Annotated in this window: 25 protein-coding genes and 1 pseudogene; 13 read left to right on the forward strand and 13 right to left on the reverse strand. The window is 59.6% G+C overall.

The window, feature by feature from the left end; genetic code table 11:
* Nucleotides 1–59: 59 nt before the first annotated feature.
* Complete coding sequence (locus J1W56_RS20415) at nt 60–758, reverse strand: rhomboid family intramembrane serine protease (RefSeq protein ID WP_223615124.1); 699 nt, start codon at nt 756–758, stop codon at nt 60–62.
* Nucleotides 759–1202: 444 nt separating this feature from the next.
* Here J1W56_RS20415 and J1W56_RS20420 point away from each other — a divergent pair, with 444 nt between their 5' ends.
* The 3 genes from J1W56_RS20420 to J1W56_RS20430 all read left to right on the forward strand — a co-directional run bounded on the left by J1W56_RS20420 (nt 1203) and on the right by J1W56_RS20430 (nt 3447).
* A complete protein-coding gene (locus tag J1W56_RS20420) occupies nt 1203–1832 on the forward strand; it encodes a PAS domain-containing protein (protein ID WP_223615125.1) in 630 nt (209 codons plus the stop codon).
* A gap of 103 nt (nt 1833–1935) precedes the next feature.
* Nucleotides 1936–2544 (forward strand): PilZ domain-containing protein, encoded by a 609-nt coding sequence (locus J1W56_RS20425; protein WP_223615126.1) that lies wholly within the window; start codon nt 1936–1938, stop codon nt 2542–2544.
* A gap of 285 nt (nt 2545–2829) precedes the next feature.
* Complete coding sequence (locus J1W56_RS20430) at nt 2830–3447, forward strand: transglutaminase-like cysteine peptidase (RefSeq protein ID WP_223615127.1); 618 nt, start codon at nt 2830–2832, stop codon at nt 3445–3447.
* A 12-nt stretch (nt 3448–3459) separates the two neighbouring features.
* Here J1W56_RS20430 and J1W56_RS20435 read toward each other — a convergent pair whose 3' ends face one another.
* Nucleotides 3460–3987 carry a gamma carbonic anhydrase family protein gene (locus tag J1W56_RS20435; RefSeq protein WP_223615128.1) on the reverse strand — a complete coding sequence of 176 codons (528 nt, stop codon included), beginning with the start codon at nt 3985–3987 and terminating at the stop codon, nt 3460–3462.
* Between the two features lie 151 nt (nt 3988–4138).
* Between J1W56_RS20435 and J1W56_RS20440 the strand changes: the two genes are divergently transcribed.
* On the forward strand, nt 4139–4864 hold the full coding sequence (locus J1W56_RS20440) for a hypothetical protein (protein ID WP_223615129.1): 726 nt from the start codon (nt 4139–4141) through the stop codon (nt 4862–4864).
* A 43-nt stretch (nt 4865–4907) separates the two neighbouring features.
* On the opposite strand, the gene J1W56_RS20445 is transcribed toward J1W56_RS20440, so the two are convergent.
* The 5 genes from J1W56_RS20445 to J1W56_RS20465 all read right to left on the reverse strand — a co-directional run bounded on the left by J1W56_RS20445 (nt 4908) and on the right by J1W56_RS20465 (nt 8030).
* Nucleotides 4908–5114, reverse strand: coding sequence for a DUF3126 family protein (locus J1W56_RS20445; RefSeq protein ID WP_105733161.1), 207 nt, complete (start codon nt 5112–5114; stop codon nt 4908–4910).
* A 106-nt stretch (nt 5115–5220) separates the two neighbouring features.
* Entirely contained in the window at nt 5221–6045 is an 825-nt protein-coding gene (cysE, locus tag J1W56_RS20450) for a serine O-acetyltransferase (protein ID WP_223615130.1), read from the reverse strand.
* A 118-nt stretch (nt 6046–6163) separates the two neighbouring features.
* The gene (locus J1W56_RS20455) at nt 6164–6919 is read right to left on the reverse strand and encodes an alpha/beta fold hydrolase (protein ID WP_223615131.1); all 756 of its coding nucleotides are present in this window, start codon (nt 6917–6919) and stop codon (nt 6164–6166) included.
* An 8-nt stretch (nt 6920–6927) separates the two neighbouring features.
* The gene (locus J1W56_RS20460) at nt 6928–7440 is read right to left on the reverse strand and encodes a DUF192 domain-containing protein (protein ID WP_223615132.1); all 513 of its coding nucleotides are present in this window, start codon (nt 7438–7440) and stop codon (nt 6928–6930) included.
* A gap of 8 nt (nt 7441–7448) precedes the next feature.
* Nucleotides 7449–8030 (reverse strand): cold-shock protein, encoded by a 582-nt coding sequence (locus J1W56_RS20465; protein WP_223615133.1) that lies wholly within the window; start codon nt 8028–8030, stop codon nt 7449–7451.
* Between the two features lie 332 nt (nt 8031–8362).
* On the opposite strand from J1W56_RS20465, the gene J1W56_RS20470 reads away from it, so the two are divergent.
* Nucleotides 8363–8803 carry a VOC family protein gene (locus J1W56_RS20470; RefSeq protein ID WP_223615134.1) on the forward strand — a complete coding sequence of 147 codons (441 nt, stop codon included), beginning with the start codon at nt 8363–8365 and terminating at the stop codon, nt 8801–8803.
* 253 nt (nt 8804–9056) lie between these two features.
* Nucleotides 9057–9377, forward strand: coding sequence for a BrnA antitoxin family protein (locus tag J1W56_RS20475; protein WP_223615135.1), 321 nt, complete (start codon nt 9057–9059; stop codon nt 9375–9377).
* Nucleotides 9378–9400: 23 nt separating this feature from the next.
* Here J1W56_RS20475 and J1W56_RS20480 read toward each other — a convergent pair whose 3' ends face one another.
* Nucleotides 9401–9604 carry a hypothetical protein gene (locus J1W56_RS20480; RefSeq protein ID WP_223615136.1) on the reverse strand — a complete coding sequence of 68 codons (204 nt, stop codon included), beginning with the start codon at nt 9602–9604 and terminating at the stop codon, nt 9401–9403.
* A 124-nt stretch (nt 9605–9728) separates the two neighbouring features.
* Here J1W56_RS20480 and J1W56_RS20485 point away from each other — a divergent pair, with 124 nt between their 5' ends.
* The 6 genes and pseudogenes from J1W56_RS20485 (at nt 9729) to J1W56_RS20510 (ending at nt 11657) form a co-directional block, all read left to right on the forward strand.
* Complete coding sequence (locus J1W56_RS20485) at nt 9729–9968, forward strand: helix-turn-helix domain-containing protein (RefSeq protein WP_223615137.1); 240 nt, start codon at nt 9729–9731, stop codon at nt 9966–9968.
* Nucleotides 9969–10048: 80 nt separating this feature from the next.
* Nucleotides 10049–10285 carry a helix-turn-helix domain-containing protein gene (locus J1W56_RS20490; RefSeq protein ID WP_223615138.1) on the forward strand — a complete coding sequence of 79 codons (237 nt, stop codon included), beginning with the start codon at nt 10049–10051 and terminating at the stop codon, nt 10283–10285.
* Nucleotides 10286–10298: 13 nt separating this feature from the next.
* Entirely contained in the window at nt 10299–10541 is a 243-nt protein-coding gene (locus tag J1W56_RS25995; protein WP_223615139.1) for a helix-turn-helix domain-containing protein, read from the forward strand.
* Between the two features lies 1 nt (nt 10542).
* Nucleotides 10543–10776 (forward strand): annotated as a pseudogene (locus J1W56_RS20500) (helix-turn-helix domain-containing protein); the annotation flags it as partial.
* Nucleotides 10777–10846: 70 nt separating this feature from the next.
* Entirely contained in the window at nt 10847–11197 is a 351-nt protein-coding gene (locus J1W56_RS20505; protein WP_223615141.1) for an ArsR/SmtB family transcription factor, read from the forward strand.
* Nucleotides 11187–11657, forward strand: coding sequence for an SRPBCC family protein (locus J1W56_RS20510; protein WP_223615142.1), 471 nt, complete (start codon nt 11187–11189; stop codon nt 11655–11657). The genes J1W56_RS20505 and J1W56_RS20510 overlap by 11 nt, the downstream gene beginning before the upstream one ends.
* A gap of 2 nt (nt 11658–11659) precedes the next feature.
* Here the strand turns inward: J1W56_RS20510 and J1W56_RS20515 are convergent, their stop codons facing one another.
* Together J1W56_RS20515 and J1W56_RS20520 are read right to left on the reverse strand one after the other, a co-directional pair.
* Entirely contained in the window at nt 11660–12718 is a 1059-nt protein-coding gene (locus J1W56_RS20515) for a M48 family metallopeptidase (protein ID WP_223615143.1), read from the reverse strand.
* Nucleotide 12719: 1 nt separating this feature from the next.
* On the reverse strand, nt 12720–13802 hold the full coding sequence (locus J1W56_RS20520) for a YjgN family protein (RefSeq protein ID WP_223615144.1): 1083 nt from the start codon (nt 13800–13802) through the stop codon (nt 12720–12722).
* 178 nt (nt 13803–13980) lie between these two features.
* On the opposite strand from J1W56_RS20520, the gene J1W56_RS20525 reads away from it, so the two are divergent.
* Complete coding sequence (locus J1W56_RS20525; RefSeq protein WP_223615145.1) at nt 13981–15513, forward strand: acyl-CoA carboxylase subunit beta; 1533 nt, start codon at nt 13981–13983, stop codon at nt 15511–15513.
* Between the two features lie 52 nt (nt 15514–15565).
* On the opposite strand, the gene J1W56_RS20530 is transcribed toward J1W56_RS20525, so the two are convergent.
* The 3 genes from J1W56_RS20530 to J1W56_RS20540 all read right to left on the reverse strand — a co-directional run bounded on the left by J1W56_RS20530 (nt 15566) and on the right by J1W56_RS20540 (nt 17249).
* Nucleotides 15566–15751 (reverse strand): hypothetical protein, encoded by a 186-nt coding sequence (locus J1W56_RS20530; protein ID WP_223615146.1) that lies wholly within the window; start codon nt 15749–15751, stop codon nt 15566–15568.
* A 456-nt stretch (nt 15752–16207) separates the two neighbouring features.
* Nucleotides 16208–16387 carry a flagellar FlbD family protein gene (locus J1W56_RS20535; protein ID WP_223615147.1) on the reverse strand — a complete coding sequence of 60 codons (180 nt, stop codon included), beginning with the start codon at nt 16385–16387 and terminating at the stop codon, nt 16208–16210.
* Between the two features lie 121 nt (nt 16388–16508).
* Nucleotides 16509–17249, reverse strand: a complete 741-nt coding sequence (locus J1W56_RS20540) for a GNAT family N-acetyltransferase (protein WP_223615148.1) — start codon at nt 17247–17249, stop codon at nt 16509–16511.
* Between the last annotated feature and the right edge of the window lie 7 nt (nt 17250–17256).

A 17256-nucleotide genomic window follows, 5' to 3' on the forward strand; every position in this document is an offset into this window, starting at 1 on the left:
TACGCCATGGTGCGCGTATGTTGCCCCCAATGCAACAGCTTTGCAATCATACCAACAATTCAGCGCCGGTCGCCGCGATCAAACAGGGCAATGCCCAGAAACCCGATGAGAAAGCCGCCAATATGCGCTTCCCAGGCGATCGTCGCGGCATCTCCCGGCACGACAGCGAAAAGGCCGGTGCCGATATTGGTGATGAACCAGACGGCGACGAAAACGAGAACCGTACGGGTCCGCAGCGCAACGGCAATCGGCAGGATCGGCCCGGTAAACGCAGCGGAATTGCGCTGGGTCGAGCGGCGGAAACCGAAGCGCGCCGCCGCCCCCATCATGCCGGATATGGCGCCGGAGGCACCGACCAGCGGGATCGGGCTGGCGGGGTAAATGGCAAAGTGCATCATGACGGCGGCAACGGCGGTGACGATCCAGAACAGCGACGTGCGCAGCGGCCCGATGCGCGCCGCCAGCGGCGAGCCGAAGGCGGCAAGCCAGACCATATTGAGCGCTATATGGGCAAAACTGCCATGCATGAAGGAATAGGTGATGGTGGTCAGCCAGGCGGCGGGCGAATGAAATCCGCCGAACTGGGAAAACCGCGCGGGAATGAAGGCATAGTCGAGCAGGAAATTGTTGTCCTGCGCCTCGGTCAGCACGTAGTTTTCAACCAGAAACACCGCGGCGCAGATGGCGAATATGGCGAGGATGACGCCGGGAATGTTGAAGATCGGCTCGCGTGCCGGTGATTGATCAGGGGTGCTCATAGGTCTGTCATTCTTCCCGCAACTGATTCATTGCAATGCGTGCTTAGCAGCAAACTCTCCAAACAAAAATAAGGCCGTTCAATGATGTTGAACGGCCCCGAGCTGGATACATGAACATAGAACTCTACTCGCCCCCCTTGTCGCATGCCGGCACCGCCCGCTCAATATAAACCATTTGTTAACCTTAATCGTCCCCTGCGGTGGACGCAGCCGCTTCGCCAATGGCGCTTCCCGCCTGCCGGTGCCAAAGTCAGCGCTCGTGGACAGCGGGGGTTCGTGGCGCGTGGTTCGACAAGCTCACCATGAGGGAGGTTGTGGGTTGCAGGGAGTCATAGTCTGCAACGTTTGCTATTGGCATTGCAGCCAGACCACCCCCTCATGGTGAGCTTGTCGAACCACGCACCCCATACGGCGCAAGAGCGGAATATCAACAGGAAGCAGCATATGCGGCACGACGGAACCAGCGAGATCTTCGCCTACTGGAACGATCTGCGCGGAACCCGCGCAGCGCCGGAACGGCGGGAGATTTCGCCCGCGCTCATCCGCTCGCGCCTGTCCGAAACGTTCATCCTGCGCGCCAGCGGCCCCGGCGAAGCGCGGTTCCGGCTGGCGGGAACGCGCATCTGCTCGATCTATGGCCGCGAACTGAAAGGCCAGAGCTTCAGCTCCATCTGGCAGGCCAAGGACAAGGCCGTCATCGCGCGGATCGTCGCCAGCAGCCTGACCAGCAAGACCGTCGTCCAGTCGACCTATGAGGGCAAGAGCAGCCGCGGGCGCAAGATGCTGTTCAACCTCATCCTGCTGCCCCTCGCCAACGAGGTGCATGAACGGCACCTGCTCGGCATGATCGCACCGGCCGGCAAGCCGTTCTGGCTGGAATCCGACGCGATCATCGAAAACAGCCTGCGGTCCATCGCGATGATCGATCCGCGCAATCCAGCCAATATGCCTGCCGGCAGCGTCCGGGCTGAAGATCACAAGCCCCTGATTTCCAATATACTCCTGCCTGCTCCCAATGGCAGCCGCCGGGTCAGGCATCTCATGGTCTTCGACGGCGGGAAAATCTTGGATTAGGTTAGTAAAACCTAAGCAAGACCTGCATCTGTTACATCGCCGTTAAGACTTGTGTTCTAATCTTCAGAGATAAAGAGTCATTTTAAGCCTTCGGACACACTTCATGCATCTGACCCGTGACGATTCAACCCAGACTATCGCCACGACGGGAAAATTCCATCGCGTGAAGGTCGAACTTTACGGCCGCTTCATGCTGGAAGACCGGACCGAGCATGTCGGCCAGATCAGTGAAATGTCGCCGGGCGAGGCCCTGTTCACCACGGAAGTCATGGCCGGCACGGGCGAGCGCATCATCGCCTATATCGATCATATCGGCCGCATCGAAGGCACGGTGGAGCGCCTCGTCAGCAACGGCTTTTACCTTTCGCTCGTCGCATCGGAGCGCAAGAAGAACAAGATCGCGGCGCAGCTGACCTGGCTTGCCAACAAGCACGAGCTGGACATGCCGGAAGACCGGCGCCACCAGCGTATCGCGCCGCGCAATCCCATTGCCAAGCTCGGCATGGCGGATGGCCGCGAATATCCCTGCCGTATCATCGATTTGTCGATCTCCGGTGCGGCGGTCGAAATCCGCATGCGCCCCGCCCTGCACAGCCAGGTCGTTCTCGGCTCCATGCGCGGGCGCGTCGTGCGCCATTTCGAGGAAGGCATTGCCATCGAGTTCGCGACCGTCCAGAGCCGCGAAGCCATCGAAATCTCCCTGCAGAATTAAATATTCCTCGCTTGGTTACCAAAAGACTTCAGCGTGCAAGCCATGCAGCGGCACGCTTTAAGCGATCATAAATAATTGCCTTCCGAGAAAAACCAAACTTTAACCGAAATATACTTCGTATACTTCACTCAATTCCTGCTTTAAACAAAACAGTAATATTCAATAATACATTGCAACGGGCGATAGTTTATTTTTTGCTACCCGTTTTGTTCAGATTTACTGCTTCAGATTTCCATCAGATCAAGGTCTCCCTGTCATTGTCACCTCAACCGGGGAGACGACGGTATGATAAAAAGCATAATTCTTGCGGGCGCAGCCCTTCTGTTGATGAGCATAGGCACCCAGGCGGGCCCGGCGCGGTCCACGGCGACGGTGATGCAGACCGGCGGGCGCACTTCGCAACCCATCGGCCATTACGATTTCTGCCAGATCTACCAGGATGAATGCCGCATCCGCAGCATCAGCGACACGCCGGTGGCCCTGACGCCAAATGTCTGGGCGCAGCTGGTTCAGGTCAACACCCAGGTCAACACGGATATCAAGCCGGCCACGGACATGGAAATCTATGGCGTCGAGGAATATTGGGGCTATCCCGACAAGGTCGGCAATGTCGGCGACTGCGAAGACTATGTGCTGCTCAAGCGCCGGATGCTGATGCAGCGCGGCCTGCCCGTCAGCGCGCTGCTGATCACCGTCGTGCGCCAGATGAATGGCGAAGGCCACGCGGTTCTCACCGTGCGCACCGACCGGGGCGACTATGTCCTCGACAATCTGGAACCGCAGATCAAGCCGTGGAACGAAACGAGCTATGACTATCTGAAGCGCCAGTCGACACATTATACCGGCGCATGGGTGTCCATCACCGACGACCGCCAGGTTCTGGTCGGCAGCATCGGGAAATAATGCCGGACAGGATCAGCTGACCTCAAGCCCCCGCATGAAGCGCCTGCCGTTCTCGACATAATGGGCGGCGGAAAGCCGGAGCTGTTCGATGGCAGCCTCGTCCAGCGTGCGGATGACCCGCGCCGGCGATCCGACGATCAGCGCATTGTCGGGGAACTCCTTGCGCTCCGTCACCAGCGCCCCGGCACCCACCAGCGAATTCCTGCCGATTTTCGCACCGTTGAGAATGATGGCGCCGATGCCGATCAGCGTGTTTTCGCCGATGGTGCAGCCGTGCAGCATGGCGCGGTGGCCGATGGTGCAGCCCTCGCCGATCGTCAGGGGATAACCCATATCCGTGTGCATCACCGAATGTTCCTGCACATTGGTGTTGCGGCCGACATGGATCGGTTCATTGTCGCCGCGCAGAACGGCACCGAACCAGATGCCGGCATTCTCGCCGAGAAAGACCTTGCCGACCAGCGTCGCATCGGGCGCGATCCAGTTCGATTTCCGGTGTTCAAATTCGGGCGCGTGGCCGTCGAGCGTGAATAGGGGCATCGTTCCTCCTCAGATTCTTCACGCTCAGCTTAGCGAGCCGCCGCCCGCTTGGCGATGCCGATGCGAATACAACTTTCACGTGTGGTTAACCATAAATCAGCACTTTGACGTTAGCCTTCCTGTCAACCGAGGCAACAGGACCCGAAGGTTGATGCAAGCTTCCGCACAGCGCGTGGAATCGATAACGGGCAGCCCCTTTCTGCAGCGCATTTTCTATGGCGTCGCGGCGCTCGCCCTCCTGACCATCGGGCTTGTCGTTGCCGGGCATTATTTCGGCCATACGATTTCCCTCGGCGGGCATACGGAAGACACCGATGTGCATGAGGTGGTGATCGGCAACAGCGTGCTGGCGCTGCCGGCCAACACCATCCGCTTCCGGGCGCAGCGGCGCGATGGGGTGGCGCAGCGGGTTGACCTATACCTGCACTGGCCCGACATGCAGGGCTACCAGCCGGAATTCATCCGGGATTTCAACGGCGCGGGCGAAAAGAAGGCGCTGCTCTTCCTGACGTTTGAGCCGCGCGCAACCTCGCGCGACATGTCCGGCCGCTACGGTCCGGTCTACAGCACCCTGACGGACGGCCCCGGCATCAAAGGCCCGGCAGGCCTGACCATCCAGACCTTTCGCGCCACCAGCGGTTTCGTCAGCGAACAGCTCGTCTCCTCACCGGAGAGCAAGGGCCGCAGCTTGTTTGTCGCGCGCTGCCTCGACGAGGCCACGTCGAAAAGCAACCTCGCCTCCTGCCAGCGGGATGTTTTTATCGGTGAGGATTTGCAGCTGACCTACCGATTCCCGCGCGAATTTCTCGCCAACTGGCAGGAATTGGAACAAAAGGTCCTGGCCTTTGCGCAAGGCCATCTCAAGACACCGAAGTGACGCCGAATGCGGGCGGCACTTCCATTCAAAGCGGCGTTAACCGTCAGAGATCCATGTCGAGAATGGCCATGGAGAAGTTGTAGGAAAGTTCGCCCTCGTCTTCATCCTTGTAGATCAGGCCGAGAAATTCATCGCCAAGATAGAGTTCAGCCGAATCGTCCTTGCGGGGACGGGCCTTTACCGTGAGTTCCGTGTTTCTGAATGTACGCTTGAAATAGCTGTCGAGTTTTTTCAGTTCTTCGGGTTTCACGCGGTTTCTCCTGTCGAATGCAAAATTGTGAAGCGGGCTTGTGGCATGCAGCAACCGGCCCTGTAAAGGGCCGGTGTGTTCGTTTCAGTCACTGAACCGCACGGTTTCAGTCGAAATTGGTGATGAGCTGGTCCATGGCGCGCGACGGTTCGGCGCAGCCGGTTTCGCCAACGACCCGGGCGGGAACCCCGGCGACGGTGACATTGTGCGGCACGGGCTTGAGCACCACGGAACCGGAGGCAACTTTCGAGCAATGGCCGATTTCGATATTGCCAAGGATGCTGGCCCCGGCGCCGATCAGCACGCCGTGGCGAATTTTTGGATGACGGTCGCCGGTTTCCTTGCCGGTACCGCCGAGCGTGACGCCCTGCAGGATCGAGACATTGTCCTCGATGACGGCGGTCATGCCGACGACGATGCCTGTGGCATGGTCGAAGAACACGCCCTGCCCCATCGGCACGGCGGGATGGATATCGGTCTGGAAGACGGAGGATGAGCGGCTCTGCAGATAGAGGGCAAAGTCCTTGCGGCCCTCGTTCCACAGCCAGTTGGCCAGCCGGTGCGTCTGGATCGCCTGGAACCCCTTGAAATAAAGGATCGGCTCGATGAACCGCGTGCAGGCGGGATCGCGGTCATAGACGGCCTGGATGTCGACGCGCAGAATCTGCGACCAGGACGGCGTGGCGTCCATCATCGCGGTAAAGGTCTGGCGCAGCAGCTCCGACTCGACATCCGGATGATCGAGCCGCTGTGAAATGCGGTGAATGACCGCCTGCTCCAGCGACTGGTGGTTGAGAATCGTGGTGTACAGGAACGTCGCCAGCAGCGGCTCCTGGCGGATGGTTTCCTCGGCTTCGGCACGGATGGACAGCCAGATCGGATCCATCTGCTTGACCGATCCGGTCATTTTCATCGGGTTGCTTGCGGACATGTCCTACTCCAGGCAATCAGCCAATAGTCTTGCGTTGCCACCAGCATACGGCAAAAGTGTTTTGTTGACACCCCAAATTCACCGGGCTGAAACAGTGTCGCGGTTTATACGCGCACCGTCAGAGCGGATGGGCTTTCAGGAACCGGATCACCGCTTCCTTGAACACCTTGTCGCCGACGGCCAGCATGTGATCGCGGTTGGGGATGTCGATGGCTTCGCCCTGCGGCATCAGCGCCGCCAGCCGGTGCGGGCTGCCGCCGATGTCGTCCTTGGTTCCCACCGCGACCAGTGCGGGCTGGGTGATGCGCGCCATATTGGCTTCGCTGATTTCCTCCTTGGAGGTGATCACGCAGGCGGCCAGGGCGATCTTGTCGCTTCTGGTCTTGTCGGCGAACATGCGGAACATTTTTCCGCGCGGATGCGTCACCGTTTCGGCGTCTTCGGCCAGCAGCGCCTCGGCGATGGGATTCCAGTCGCCGGCGCCTTCCACCATGCCGATGCCAAGCCCGCCGAAAATGACATCATGCACCAGTTCGGGATGTTCCAGAGCGAGGAAAGCGGTGATGCGCGCGCCCATGGAATAGCCCATCACATGGGCTTTCGCGATGCCGAGATGCCTGAGCAGGGCCGCGGCATCCCCGGCCATCAGGGTCGGCGTATACAGCGATTTTTCATGCGGCTTGTCCGACTGGCCATGGCCGCGATTGTCGATGGCAATGGTCCGGTAACCGGCGGCGGTCAGGGCCGGCACCCAGCCGGGCTGCACCCAATTGTAGAAGTGCGACGAGGCAAAGCCATGGATCAGCAGGACCGGTTCGCCCGCGCCCTCATCGAGATAGGCGAGCTTCAATCCATCATTCTCAAAAAACTGCATATCCGAACCTATTTTTTGGTGCAGGCGCCGCAGACCGCAGCAATGGCGGGGTGGCGGACCTTGTCGCCGACCGCAACGCCCAGCCGCCGGGCCGTGCCCGCCTTGACTTCGATGACGAACCGCGCGGGACCGCCGGAGGAAATCGTCGTCCGGGAAAACGGCACCGCATTGGCGCGAATCGCCGATACACGGCCGTTTTCATCGAGGAAAATCATGTCGAGCGCCGAAGGGGTATTCTCCATCCACATGGTGACGAGACGGCTGTCCTCGAACACGAACAGCATGGCGCTGTTGTCTCTGAGGTCGGTGCGGAACATCAATCCCCGCTCGCGCTCCTCGTCGGTATCGGCCACTTCGACCTGGAAGGGAACATCGCCCCTGGCGGTATTGATCACCAGCGGCGCCGCATCGATGGGCAGATGCATCGGCTGCTGATCGGCGGCGGGCACGGCCGATGTGGCAAGGACCAGCGCAAAAAGGCCGATCAGCAAAGATCGGCACAATCGGAACAGCCTGTTCATGGGATGTCTTAGTGGGATGCCGGCAACTGCGTGCCGATATCCGGGTGAATTTCCGAAGCCATCAGGCCCTTGTCACCATTGCCGAAGCGGACCAGCACCACCTGCCCCGGACGCAGTTCGGTCAGGCCGAAGCGGCGCAGGGTTTCCATGTGGATAAAGATATCCTCGGTGCCTTCGCCGCGGGTGAGAAAGCCAAAGCCCTTGGTGCGGTTGAACCACTTGACCAGAACACGTTCGAGACCGCTCGACGGCGTGACGGTGACATGGGTGCGCACCGGCGGCAGTTCGGTCGGGTGAACGGCGGTGGAACTGTCCATAGAGAGCACGCGGAAGCACTGCATACCGCGCTCGCCCTGCTTGACTTCGCACACGACACGCGCGCCTTCGAGCGCGGTCTGGAAGCCGTCGCGGCGCAGGCAGGTCACATGCAGGAGTATATCAGGCAGATCAGCATTGTCGGGGATCACAAAGCCATATCCCTTGGCGACATCGAACCATTTGATAGCGCCCGAAACCTCGATGAGGTCGAGGCCATCGGCTAATTGTTCATCATCGGGGGAATGCCGGGCTGATACTGGTCTGTCTGACATGAAGCGAGCCCCTCCTCTCCTGAAAGCAACCACTGATTCTCTGGAGTCAGAATAACACCTGTCCAATGGATGAGGGCAAGTATCATCTGGCTGTTTTTGTTGAAAAACAGGTGCAAATCTTGTGATGAACGGTTCAACCACCCGTTGCAAGCCTGTCAATTTGTGGCGTCATGAAAATAATGTTACCAAAAAGATGTAGGCGCCTAGCCCGGCGATCGCATGATCACCCCGGGGCAATGACACGATTGCCCGGGGCAATTGCACGATTGCCCGGGGCAGCCGTCCGGTTGCTGCCGCCTTTCATACACTGACGCACACATCAAGGGAAAACGATGCGCTATCTTCACACAATGGTCCGTGTCCGCGATATCGATGAATCGCTGGATTTCTACTGCAACAAATTCGGCCTTGAGGAAATTCGGCGTACGGAAAACGAAAAAGGCCGTTTCACGCTGATTTTCCTGGCCGCTCCCGACGACAAGGGCCGCGCCGTGGCCGAACGGGCGCCGGAACTGGAACTGACCTACAACTGGGACCCGGAAACCTATACGGGCGGGCGCAATTTCGGCCACCTCGCCTATGTCGTCGACAACATCTACGCCACCTGCCAGAAGTTGCAGGACAGCGGCGTCATCATCAACCGCCCGCCCCGCGACGGCAACATGGCCTTCGTCCGCTCGCCCGACGGCATTTCCATCGAAATCCTGCAGAAAGGCGCACCGCTGCCGCCGCAGGAACCCTGGCTGTCGATGCAAAACACCGGCAGCTGGTAAATTTTTTGCCGATGTCGTCGCCGCCGCCTGAGAGGCGGCGGCGACGGATGATTGTTTGATGCAAGGTGCGTGGTTCGACAAGCTCACCATGAGGAAGGTTGGCTGCAAAGTTAGCCGAAATGATAGCTGCCAAGCCGATCGGAAATGTTGCAGAATAGAGTTTCTTGCAATCCTCGTCGTCCCTTATGGTGAGCTTGTCGAACCACGCACCGTACGCCTTGCAAATGGCGACCTGAGGGAAAGGGAGCCTATGATGAACAGCAAATTCAAAAACCAGCTCCCCATTAGCGATGAGGAAGAAGCCCGAATACAGCGGGGAATTGCCGAAGATCCGGACAACCCTGAACTGACCGACGAGGAAATGCAGCAGATGCGGCCGTTCAGGGAGGTGTTTCCCGAACTCGCCCGCGAAATCGACAAGGAGATCGCCGCGCGTGGCCGCCCGCCTCTGGCCGTGACCAAGACGCCGGTCACACTGCGGCTCGACCCTGATGTCCTGGCAAAATTCAAGGCCACGGGCAAAGGCTGGCAGAGCCGTATCAACGACGCCCTCAAACAGGCCAAGGTGAAATAATCATCCGTCCGCTGCGGACGGCTTCAAACCGGCTCCTGGCGTGCAGCGTCCAGCACAGCATTGATTGCGGCAATCCGCTCGTCGGCAATATCGCAGATGCACTGGATTGCGCATTGCTGCCGCTCATCGTGGATATCGGACGCGGCCATGCACAGCACTTCGACAAGGTTCTTGAGTTCAATCAGCAGATTGCTGGCATCCACCAGCTGGGTTGATCGATTGCTCATGAGGGAATCTCGCTATCATATAAATTCAAAAATTGTTATTTTATCAATCATGCTTAAATTATTATCAATTATTCATCACGTCAAGCTCGCTTGTTAAAAAATCAATTACAGAATACAAAAAACCATGATTACTCCTGAGCAAATACGCGGCGCACGGGCGATGCTAGGGCTGACCCAGGCGGAGCTCGCAACGCTGGCTGGCCTGTCGACAACCGGCCTCAACAATATCGAGCGCGGTCTGGCCGACCCCAAGGCGTCCACCTTGCGGGCTATTCAAGCGGCGCTTGAAGCCAAGTCCGTGATCTTTCTGGGCGATGGGCAAAACATCGATGGCGGGCCGGGTATCCGGCTACGGCGGGAATAAGTTCCCTCATACCATCGTCTATATTGCTGCCAGCCCGGGGCTATGGAACAATCACAAGCAGACCAGATCGGGAGCGTGCATTGCTGACGACGGGAAACCAGCTTCGCGCGGCACGCGCGCTTGTGGATATGGACCAAACTACCCTCGCAATGCGCGCGGGTCTCAATGTCAATACGATCAGCGCCATGGAGAAGCGGGGGCCTTCCGTGCTGACGAGCGGCCTCGACAAGATAAGGGCTGTGATACGCGTGCTTGAGGACGCGGGTGTGGAATTTCTCAATCATGGCCGGCCGGGCGTGCGGCTCCGGAAGGACTGAGGGTGAGCACCTCGTGGAGAAAAAGCCTTTAACCGCCGATCAATGCAGGGCCGCACGCGCGCTCACCAACATGTCCCAGGAGGATCTGGCCAAGGCTGCGCGGGTGGGCCTGTCCACCGTCCGCAATTTCGAAACCGGCAGGTCAACGCCGGTGACCAACAATCTGCAAGCCATCATACAGGTGCTTGAGGCACGGGTTTCCTTCCTCGCCGATGGCCAGACCGTCGATGGCGGGCCGGGTGTCAGGCTGAAATAGAGTGACAATCTCCCCCGCACAGTGCCGTGCTGCACGCGCCCTGATTGGCTGGTCGCAATCCAAGCTTGCGGACGTGGCAAAGGTTGCGCCGGCGACCATTGCAACCTTCGAAACCGGCAAACGCGTCCCCTACGACCGGACGCTTGACGATCTCAAGGACGCCTTGACGGCGGCCGGAGTGGTCTTTCTCGACAAGGGCGCCGAGCGCGCCGGCGGCGCCGGTGTCCGGCTGGCGGATTAGCGCAATTCACTTCCGCACCTAAAACAGTTTGCCAAATGGAAAACTTTTACTTATAGTTCTCCATATGGAAAACTATCAGATATCGCTGGATGCCGCCTTTCACGCCCTTGCCGACCCCACCCGCCGGGCCGTGGTCAGCCGCCTGACCCGGGGCCCCGCCCCGGTCAAGGAACTGGCGGAACCCTTTGCCATGGGATTGCCGTCCTTCATGAAGCACCTGCGGGTGCTTGAGGCCGACGGGCTGATCCATTCCAGAAAGATCGGCCGCGTGCGCACCTGCTGGGTGGATACCGAAAGGCTCGCGGCCGCCGAAACCTGGCTCGCCGCGCAGCGAGCCCTCTGGCAGGGCCGGGCGGACCGGCTGGCCGATTATGTTGAAAACCAGATGCACGGGAGTGTTGAAGATGCCGGTTGACCCATCCGAACTGACCATTGCGCGTTTCATCAAGGCGCCGCCCGCCCTCGTCTGGAAGGCCTGGAGCACACCGGAGCATCTGGCGAAATGGTGGATCCCCGCGCCCATCGAATGCAAGGTGGTCAAGCTTGACCTTCACCCCGGCGGCGCGTTCGAGACGCGCATGCGCGAGGACGGCGGCGATTTCCAGCCGCATGTCGACGGCTGTTTCCTGGAGATCGTGCCGGAAGCGAAACTGGTGTTCACCACCGTCATGACCGGCGGCTGGAAACCGGCCGAACCCTGGCTGGCCCTGACCGCAATCATCACCTTCGAGGCCGAGGGCAGCGGCACCCGCTACGCCTCGCGCGTCCTGCACAAGGACGCCGCCGACGCCCGCAAGCATGAAGAAATGGGATTTGACCAGGGCTGGGGCACCGCCATCGACCAGCTGGCAGCCGTCGTCCAGCAACTGGCTTGACCCTAATTGGCCGTCCCGGCCCTCGCCTTCAACTCCCCGGCATAGTCGAGCACCATTTTCCGCCGCTCGGGCGTGCCGGGATGGGTTTGCAGCATGCTGGTGGGGCTGTGGTCATCGAGCTTGTCCTCCACCAGCGCGAAGAAGCGGGCAATGGCGGCGGGGTCATAACCGGCCTTCTGCATCAGTTCGACGCTGTGCCGGTCGGCGGCGCTTTCGTCGGCGCGTGAATAGGACAAGGCCAGCAAACCACCGCCCTGCACCAGCACGTCATGGGTGCTGCCACCGATATCGCCGCCGATCAGCATGATCAGCCCGGCAACCCCGGCGGCGCGGTAGAGCTGGCGCAGGCTGTGTTTCAGCTCCACATGGCCGATCTCGTGGGCAAGCACGCCGAGCAGCATGTCCGTGTCGCCATCCGCCAGCCTGACCAGCTGGTCGGTGATGACAACCGTCCCGTCCGGCAAGGCGAACGCATTGGGGCCGATGATGCCGCCATCGCGAAAATTCAGGTTGAAGCCGCCAGCGCCGAGGCTGGATTTGGCCGCGAGTTTGCCGAAGCCGTCATTCAGCTTGACCTTGTCGGCATCCGGCAAAGTGCTGGGCGAGAAAACCGTGGTGTCGAGCGTTTGCAGCGTCCCTTTCGACATGAGGGCGGGGACAACCGGCGGCGTGACCACAACGGCGACTTCGACCAGCGCGGGCACGGCAAAGCGGTAGATCGAGAAGGCGAAGACGAAGGTCAGGAGGACGAGCGCCACCAGCCGGGGATGGAACCGCTCCAGCCGGTGCACCCACCCGGCGCTGCGCCCCTTCTGCGCCGCCACCAGCGCATCGATGGCGTCATTGTCCATCGTCTCGAAACTGGTCCTGTCGGGATAGGTCAGGCGCCGCGGTATCGACCCGACACGGTCGCTGATGCCGATCTGATCGAAGGCGGCGGCGGACAGGACCGTTCCATCCACGGCAACGACCGATACGGCATCGTCGGCGAAAACCAGACTGGCTCCCCGGCCCGCGTTCGATCCTTCGCGGTACCAGAGGCCTGTCGTCAGTTTTCCCATGTCAGAAGCCAAAGTCGATACCTTCGATATCCATGAATTCCGAACCGACAGCCGAACCGCTGTCCTTGATATCCGAGAAAATCTCGCCGACATCGCCGTCAAAGACAATGGCCGTGTAGTCCGCATGAAACCGCGCCAGCCGGATGGCGGCCCAGGGCCGCATCAGCCCGAGGGTGACGATGGTGACAATCAGATTGGAAATCATCACCCAGGCATAGGTCCAGCGCGGCATGTCGGAATAGAGATAGTGCCTGTCATCGAATGTCGTGGCACTCAGACCGGCGTTGCGTATGCCGGCGGAATAGAGCAGTCCCGTGACGGCATAGATCAGCAGCACGGGCACGAACAGAAGATATATGAGCAGAATGAATGCCACTTCGCCGCTCGAAGCCTCCGCCTTCATTGCCGCAAGCCCGGCCGATGCGCCGGCGATCAGGATTCCGAAAAGAAAAAGTCCGGCAACCGTCAGTACGGCAGGTAAAACCCAGACGCGATAAAGCGAGCCGATCGTCGGGTCCGGCGAAAACACCTTGCCGCCATAGCGCAGGTTGCCGAGCGTGTAGCGCAAGGTCCACCGGCTGGCGATGGGCGCGAGCAGGCCGAAGGAAATCCCCGCCACAAGGCTGCTGAGGAAAAACGCCCTGACCGCACCCCAATAACCGCCGGTGAAATCGAAGCGCACATTGCGGTAGCTGGTGACGCGCGCGCTGAACCGCAGGCCGCGCGCAATCAGCCAGGGGATCGCGGCGATGAACACCAGGCCGAGCAGCCCGCCGAGGAGCGGCGAAAACCGGAGCAGTATATTGTAGAGGATGAGATAGCCGACGACGAGGATGCGGCCGATCAGAATCTGCTTCGGCCGGGCGTGATAATCGAACCGGCCATCGGCCAGTTTGGTATTGCCGTAGAAATAACGATTGCGCCGCACCTTTGCCCAGGCAGAATAGATGCCGAGCGTCACAATCGTCAGCAATACATTGACGATCCAGATGCCGAAATACTCCTTGGCGGTGCCGGAGAACGAAAACCGGTGACCGGTATATTCAGCCGGACGGCCGAACCGTGGTTGTGGCGAGCCTTCCATGTTTCCCCCGAAACAGTTTTGTCCGACAGGACTCCAGGAACAGGCTTAGCCCGACTTGGGACGGGATAGCAATCACGCGGCCGGAATTTCACCGCGACGGCCGTTTGATATCGCCGACAAACCGCTTTCGCAGGCCGGTTTGTCCTGATATCAGAAATGTCATAATGAGGAGGATGCCATGAAGGATGTGCTGATCGAGCTGGAACGCCGCAGGACCATTGCGCGGGAGGGCGGCGGCAAGACGCGGATCGAGGCCCAGCACAAGCGCGGCAAGCTGACGGCGCGCGAGCGCATCGACATTTTCCTCGACGAAGGCTCGTTCGAGGAGTTCGACATGTTCGTCGAACACCGCTCGACCGATTTCGGCATGGAAGAGACAAAATTTGCCGGTGATGGCGTCGTGACCGGCTGGGGAACCATCAACGGGCGCACGGTTTTCGTCTTCGCCAAGGATTTTACCGTGTTCGGCGGCTCGCTTTCCGAGGCGCATGCGGAAAAGGTGCAGAAAATCCAGGACATGGCCCTGCGCAACCGCGCGCCGGTCATCGGGCTTTACGATGCGGGCGGCGCGCGTATCCAGGAAGGCGTGGCGGCGCTCGGCGGCTATGCGGAAATCTTTCAGCGCAACGTGCTTGCGTCAGGCGTCATCCCGCAGATTTCGGTGATCATGGGACCGTGTGCGGGTGGCGACGTCTATTCCCCCGCCATGACGGATTTCATCTTCATGGTGCGCGACACGTCCTACATGTTCGTTACCGGGCCGGATGTGGTGAAAACCGTGACCAATGAAACGGTGACGGCCGAGCAGCTGGGCGGCGCGTCGATCCACACCACCAAATCGTCGATTGCCGACGGCGCCTATGACAATGACGTGGCCGCCCTGTTGCAGATGCGCCGCCTGATTGATTTTCTCCCGGCATCCAACACCGCCGATATTCCCGAGATCGAATGTTTCCAGGATACGGACGAGCCGGATTACTCGCTCGACCGGCTGGTGCCGGACAATGCCAACAAGCCCTACGACATCAAGGAACTGATCCGCAAAACCGTCGATGAGGCGGATTTTTTCGAGATCCAGGAAAGTTTTGCCAAAAACATCGTCGTCGGCTTCGGCCGCGTCGAGGGCCGCACCGTCGGCATCGTCGGCAACCAGCCGATGGTTCTCGCGGGCGTGCTGGACAGCGATGCCTCGCGCAAGGCGGCGCGCTTCGTCCGCTTCTGCGACTGCTTCAACATTCCCATCGTCACGTTCGTCGACGTGCCCGGCTTCCTCCCCGGTACGGCGCAGGAATATGGCGGCCTGATCAAGCATGGTGCCAAGCTCCTGTTCGCCTATGCGGAGGCAACGGTGCCGAAGATCACCATCATCACGCGCAAGGCCTATGGCGGCGCCTATGACGTGATGGCGTCCAAACATCTGCGCGGCGACATCAATTATGCCTGGCCGTCGGCGCAGATCGCGGTGATGGGTGCCAAGGGCGCGGTGGAAATCATCTACCGCAAGGATATTGGCGATGCGGAGAAAATCGCGGCGCACACGAAACGCTACGAGGACAGGTTCCTGTCGCCGTTCGTGGCGGCCGAGCGTGGGTACATTGATGAGGTGATCATGCCCCATTCCACGCGCAAGCGGGTGTCACGGGCACTGCGCATGCTGCGCAACAAGGATCTCGAAAATCCCTGGAAGAAACATGACAATATCCCGCTTTAAGGCGGGATATCGGTATTCAAGACAGTAATGCCGGGAATTGGAAACCGGGAAATTAACGGCGGAAGCTGAAGCCGCCGCTGGATTCGCGAAGGATCTGCGAAATGGTGCGCTTGTCGCATGGCTCTGCCAATTTGGCGGCGGCCTTGACCATTGTTGCGCTCGACTTCACGCCGACCTTCGGCAGTTTGATGACACGTGCTTCAGACGGCGACGACGTTTCTTTATTTATTGTTAGCATTGTTCACACCTCTAGTTAAACTACTCTCGCCAAGAGAATAATCCTGTTTCAGCATGCGTCTGTATTTCGGATGCATTGTGACACTAAGAAAATTCAAACGATTTAACAAATCACTATTTGTATCCGATTTTGACTCTCGTTTGAATAAAACCAACAAATCGTAAAAAGGTTCCCCGTCCGTAAATATCACGTAAATATTACACTATGAAACAACAGTAAAAGGCCGTTTCGGCCGGAATGATCCCGCTCTTATGGTTAACGCAACAGGCGTGGCAGAGGCTGAGCACGTGGTTGTGGTGCGCGGTTCGACAAGCTCACCATGAGGGAAGTGATGTGGTGACAAGGCCAATCGGAAAGATTGCAGAACCTGGCTCCCTGCAATCCTCATCCTCCCTCATGGTGAGCTTGTCGAACCACGCATCAAGGGCTTTGCAACCGGGGTGATCGCGTTGCGGCTTAAATGGCCTCGATGCCGACCTTGCGCTGGATCTGGTCGATCGTCTCCTTGACGAAGAAGGTCAGGCCAGCGGTTACGGTCACGATGTGCGTTCCCGTCCCGTAAGGGTTGAACGATACGACATGGGCAAAGTTGAGTGTGATGTGATCGCCGTTGACGTCGGTCAGTTTGATCCACATGGCTGTCTTCCCTCCCAGTTTGACTGCACAGCGGCTTCAACAGACACGCTGTGCCGTCAGGGAAGCAGGTTTCCCGGCATCAGGCAATTCGATTAACGGCATTGCCGGAGATTCTTGCCGACTATGGTTTCCGGCGATAGTGATAGCTGTGCAGTTCCCGGTCAAAACCCAGCGAGGCATAGAGCGCCCGCGCCGGCTGATTGTCGGTGATAACCTGCAGGCAGGCACCCTCGGCGCCTTCGTCCCGCGCCCAGTCGAGCAAGGTTCCAACCGCCCGCTGGCCATAGCCGCGCTTGCGGTAATCCGCATCGGTAGCGACGGATTCCAGCACCAGCAGGCCGTTGCTGATGGCACCATAGGCTTTGGCGACGATCCGGCCGTCCATGGTGACGGACGCAAAGGCCTTTGGCACGACGATGGAGGCAATCATATCGGTGAAAACCGCCTGCTCATCATCCGACCAGCCGGAGATGCGCTTGCCGTCACGCGACCAGCCCGGCGTCATCTCGCGCGACAGTTCGGCGGCAGCAGCGCCGCCTGGGCGATGGCGGCGCAGGTCGCAGTGCAGAACCGTGCTGCCACCCTCGAAACGGTAACCGCGCTCGACCAGATGCGACTCCATTTCATCGGCGATGGTCGGAACCCGGAAAATGTAATCGCGGCCGAGCGCGCCATAGAGTTTTTCCGCCGCATCGATCACGCCGGCGGGTTCGGCGCGCGGTCCGCGCAAAGGGTTGACCGAATTGGTGCGGCGAACGCCGCCGCCGGAAAACCGCATCAGCCAGCCGCCATGCAGAACCTGCCGCGGCGACGGCCATGCATTGAAACACGCTTCCTCGACCCGCCAGTTCAGATCATCCATCACTGCT

It is taken from the genome of Phyllobacterium calauticae (assembly GCF_019991125.1).
GTDB classification, from domain to species: domain Bacteria; phylum Pseudomonadota; class Alphaproteobacteria; order Rhizobiales; family Rhizobiaceae; genus Phyllobacterium; species Phyllobacterium calauticae.

Coding starts and splice junctions, on each gene's coding strand:
- J1W56_RS20475 (WP_223615135.1), top strand. CDS start 9,057: ATGAACAGCAAATTCAAAAACCAGCTCCCCATTAGCGATGAGGAAGAA.
- J1W56_RS20470 (WP_223615134.1), top strand. CDS start 8,363: ATGCGCTATCTTCACACAATGGTCCGTGTCCGCGATATCGATGAATCG.
- J1W56_RS20425 (WP_223615126.1), top strand. CDS start 1,936: ATGCATCTGACCCGTGACGATTCAACCCAGACTATCGCCACGACGGGA.
- J1W56_RS20430 (WP_223615127.1), top strand. CDS start 2,830: ATGATAAAAAGCATAATTCTTGCGGGCGCAGCCCTTCTGTTGATGAGC.
- cysE (WP_223615130.1), bottom strand. CDS start 6,045: ATGTCCGCAAGCAACCCGATGAAAATGACCGGATCGGTCAAGCAGATG.
- J1W56_RS20460 (WP_223615132.1), bottom strand. CDS start 7,440: ATGAACAGGCTGTTCCGATTGTGCCGATCTTTGCTGATCGGCCTTTTT.
- J1W56_RS20520 (WP_223615144.1), bottom strand. CDS start 13,802: ATGGAAGGCTCGCCACAACCACGGTTCGGCCGTCCGGCTGAATATACC.
- J1W56_RS20435 (WP_223615128.1), bottom strand. CDS start 3,987: ATGCCCCTATTCACGCTCGACGGCCACGCGCCCGAATTTGAACACCGG.
- J1W56_RS20530 (WP_223615146.1), bottom strand. CDS start 15,751: ATGCTAACAATAAATAAAGAAACGTCGTCGCCGTCTGAAGCACGTGTC.
- J1W56_RS20415 (WP_223615124.1), bottom strand. CDS start 758: ATGAGCACCCCTGATCAATCACCGGCACGCGAGCCGATCTTCAACATT.
- J1W56_RS20420 (WP_223615125.1), top strand. CDS start 1,203: ATGCGGCACGACGGAACCAGCGAGATCTTCGCCTACTGGAACGATCTG.
- J1W56_RS20480 (WP_223615136.1), bottom strand. CDS start 9,604: ATGAGCAATCGATCAACCCAGCTGGTGGATGCCAGCAATCTGCTGATT.
- J1W56_RS20465 (WP_223615133.1), bottom strand. CDS start 8,030: ATGTCAGACAGACCAGTATCAGCCCGGCATTCCCCCGATGATGAACAA.
- J1W56_RS20535 (WP_223615147.1), bottom strand. CDS start 16,387: ATGTGGATCAAACTGACCGACGTCAACGGCGATCACATCACACTCAAC.
- J1W56_RS20505 (WP_223615141.1), top strand. CDS start 10,847: ATGGAAAACTATCAGATATCGCTGGATGCCGCCTTTCACGCCCTTGCC.
- J1W56_RS20510 (WP_223615142.1), top strand. CDS start 11,187: ATGCCGGTTGACCCATCCGAACTGACCATTGCGCGTTTCATCAAGGCG.
- J1W56_RS20540 (WP_223615148.1), bottom strand. CDS start 17,249: ATGGATGATCTGAACTGGCGGGTCGAGGAAGCGTGTTTCAATGCATGG.
- J1W56_RS20485 (WP_223615137.1), top strand. CDS start 9,729: ATGATTACTCCTGAGCAAATACGCGGCGCACGGGCGATGCTAGGGCTG.
- J1W56_RS20455 (WP_223615131.1), bottom strand. CDS start 6,919: ATGCAGTTTTTTGAGAATGATGGATTGAAGCTCGCCTATCTCGATGAG.
- J1W56_RS20440 (WP_223615129.1), top strand. CDS start 4,139: ATGCAAGCTTCCGCACAGCGCGTGGAATCGATAACGGGCAGCCCCTTT.
- J1W56_RS20525 (WP_223615145.1), top strand. CDS start 13,981: ATGAAGGATGTGCTGATCGAGCTGGAACGCCGCAGGACCATTGCGCGG.
- J1W56_RS20515 (WP_223615143.1), bottom strand. CDS start 12,718: ATGGGAAAACTGACGACAGGCCTCTGGTACCGCGAAGGATCGAACGCG.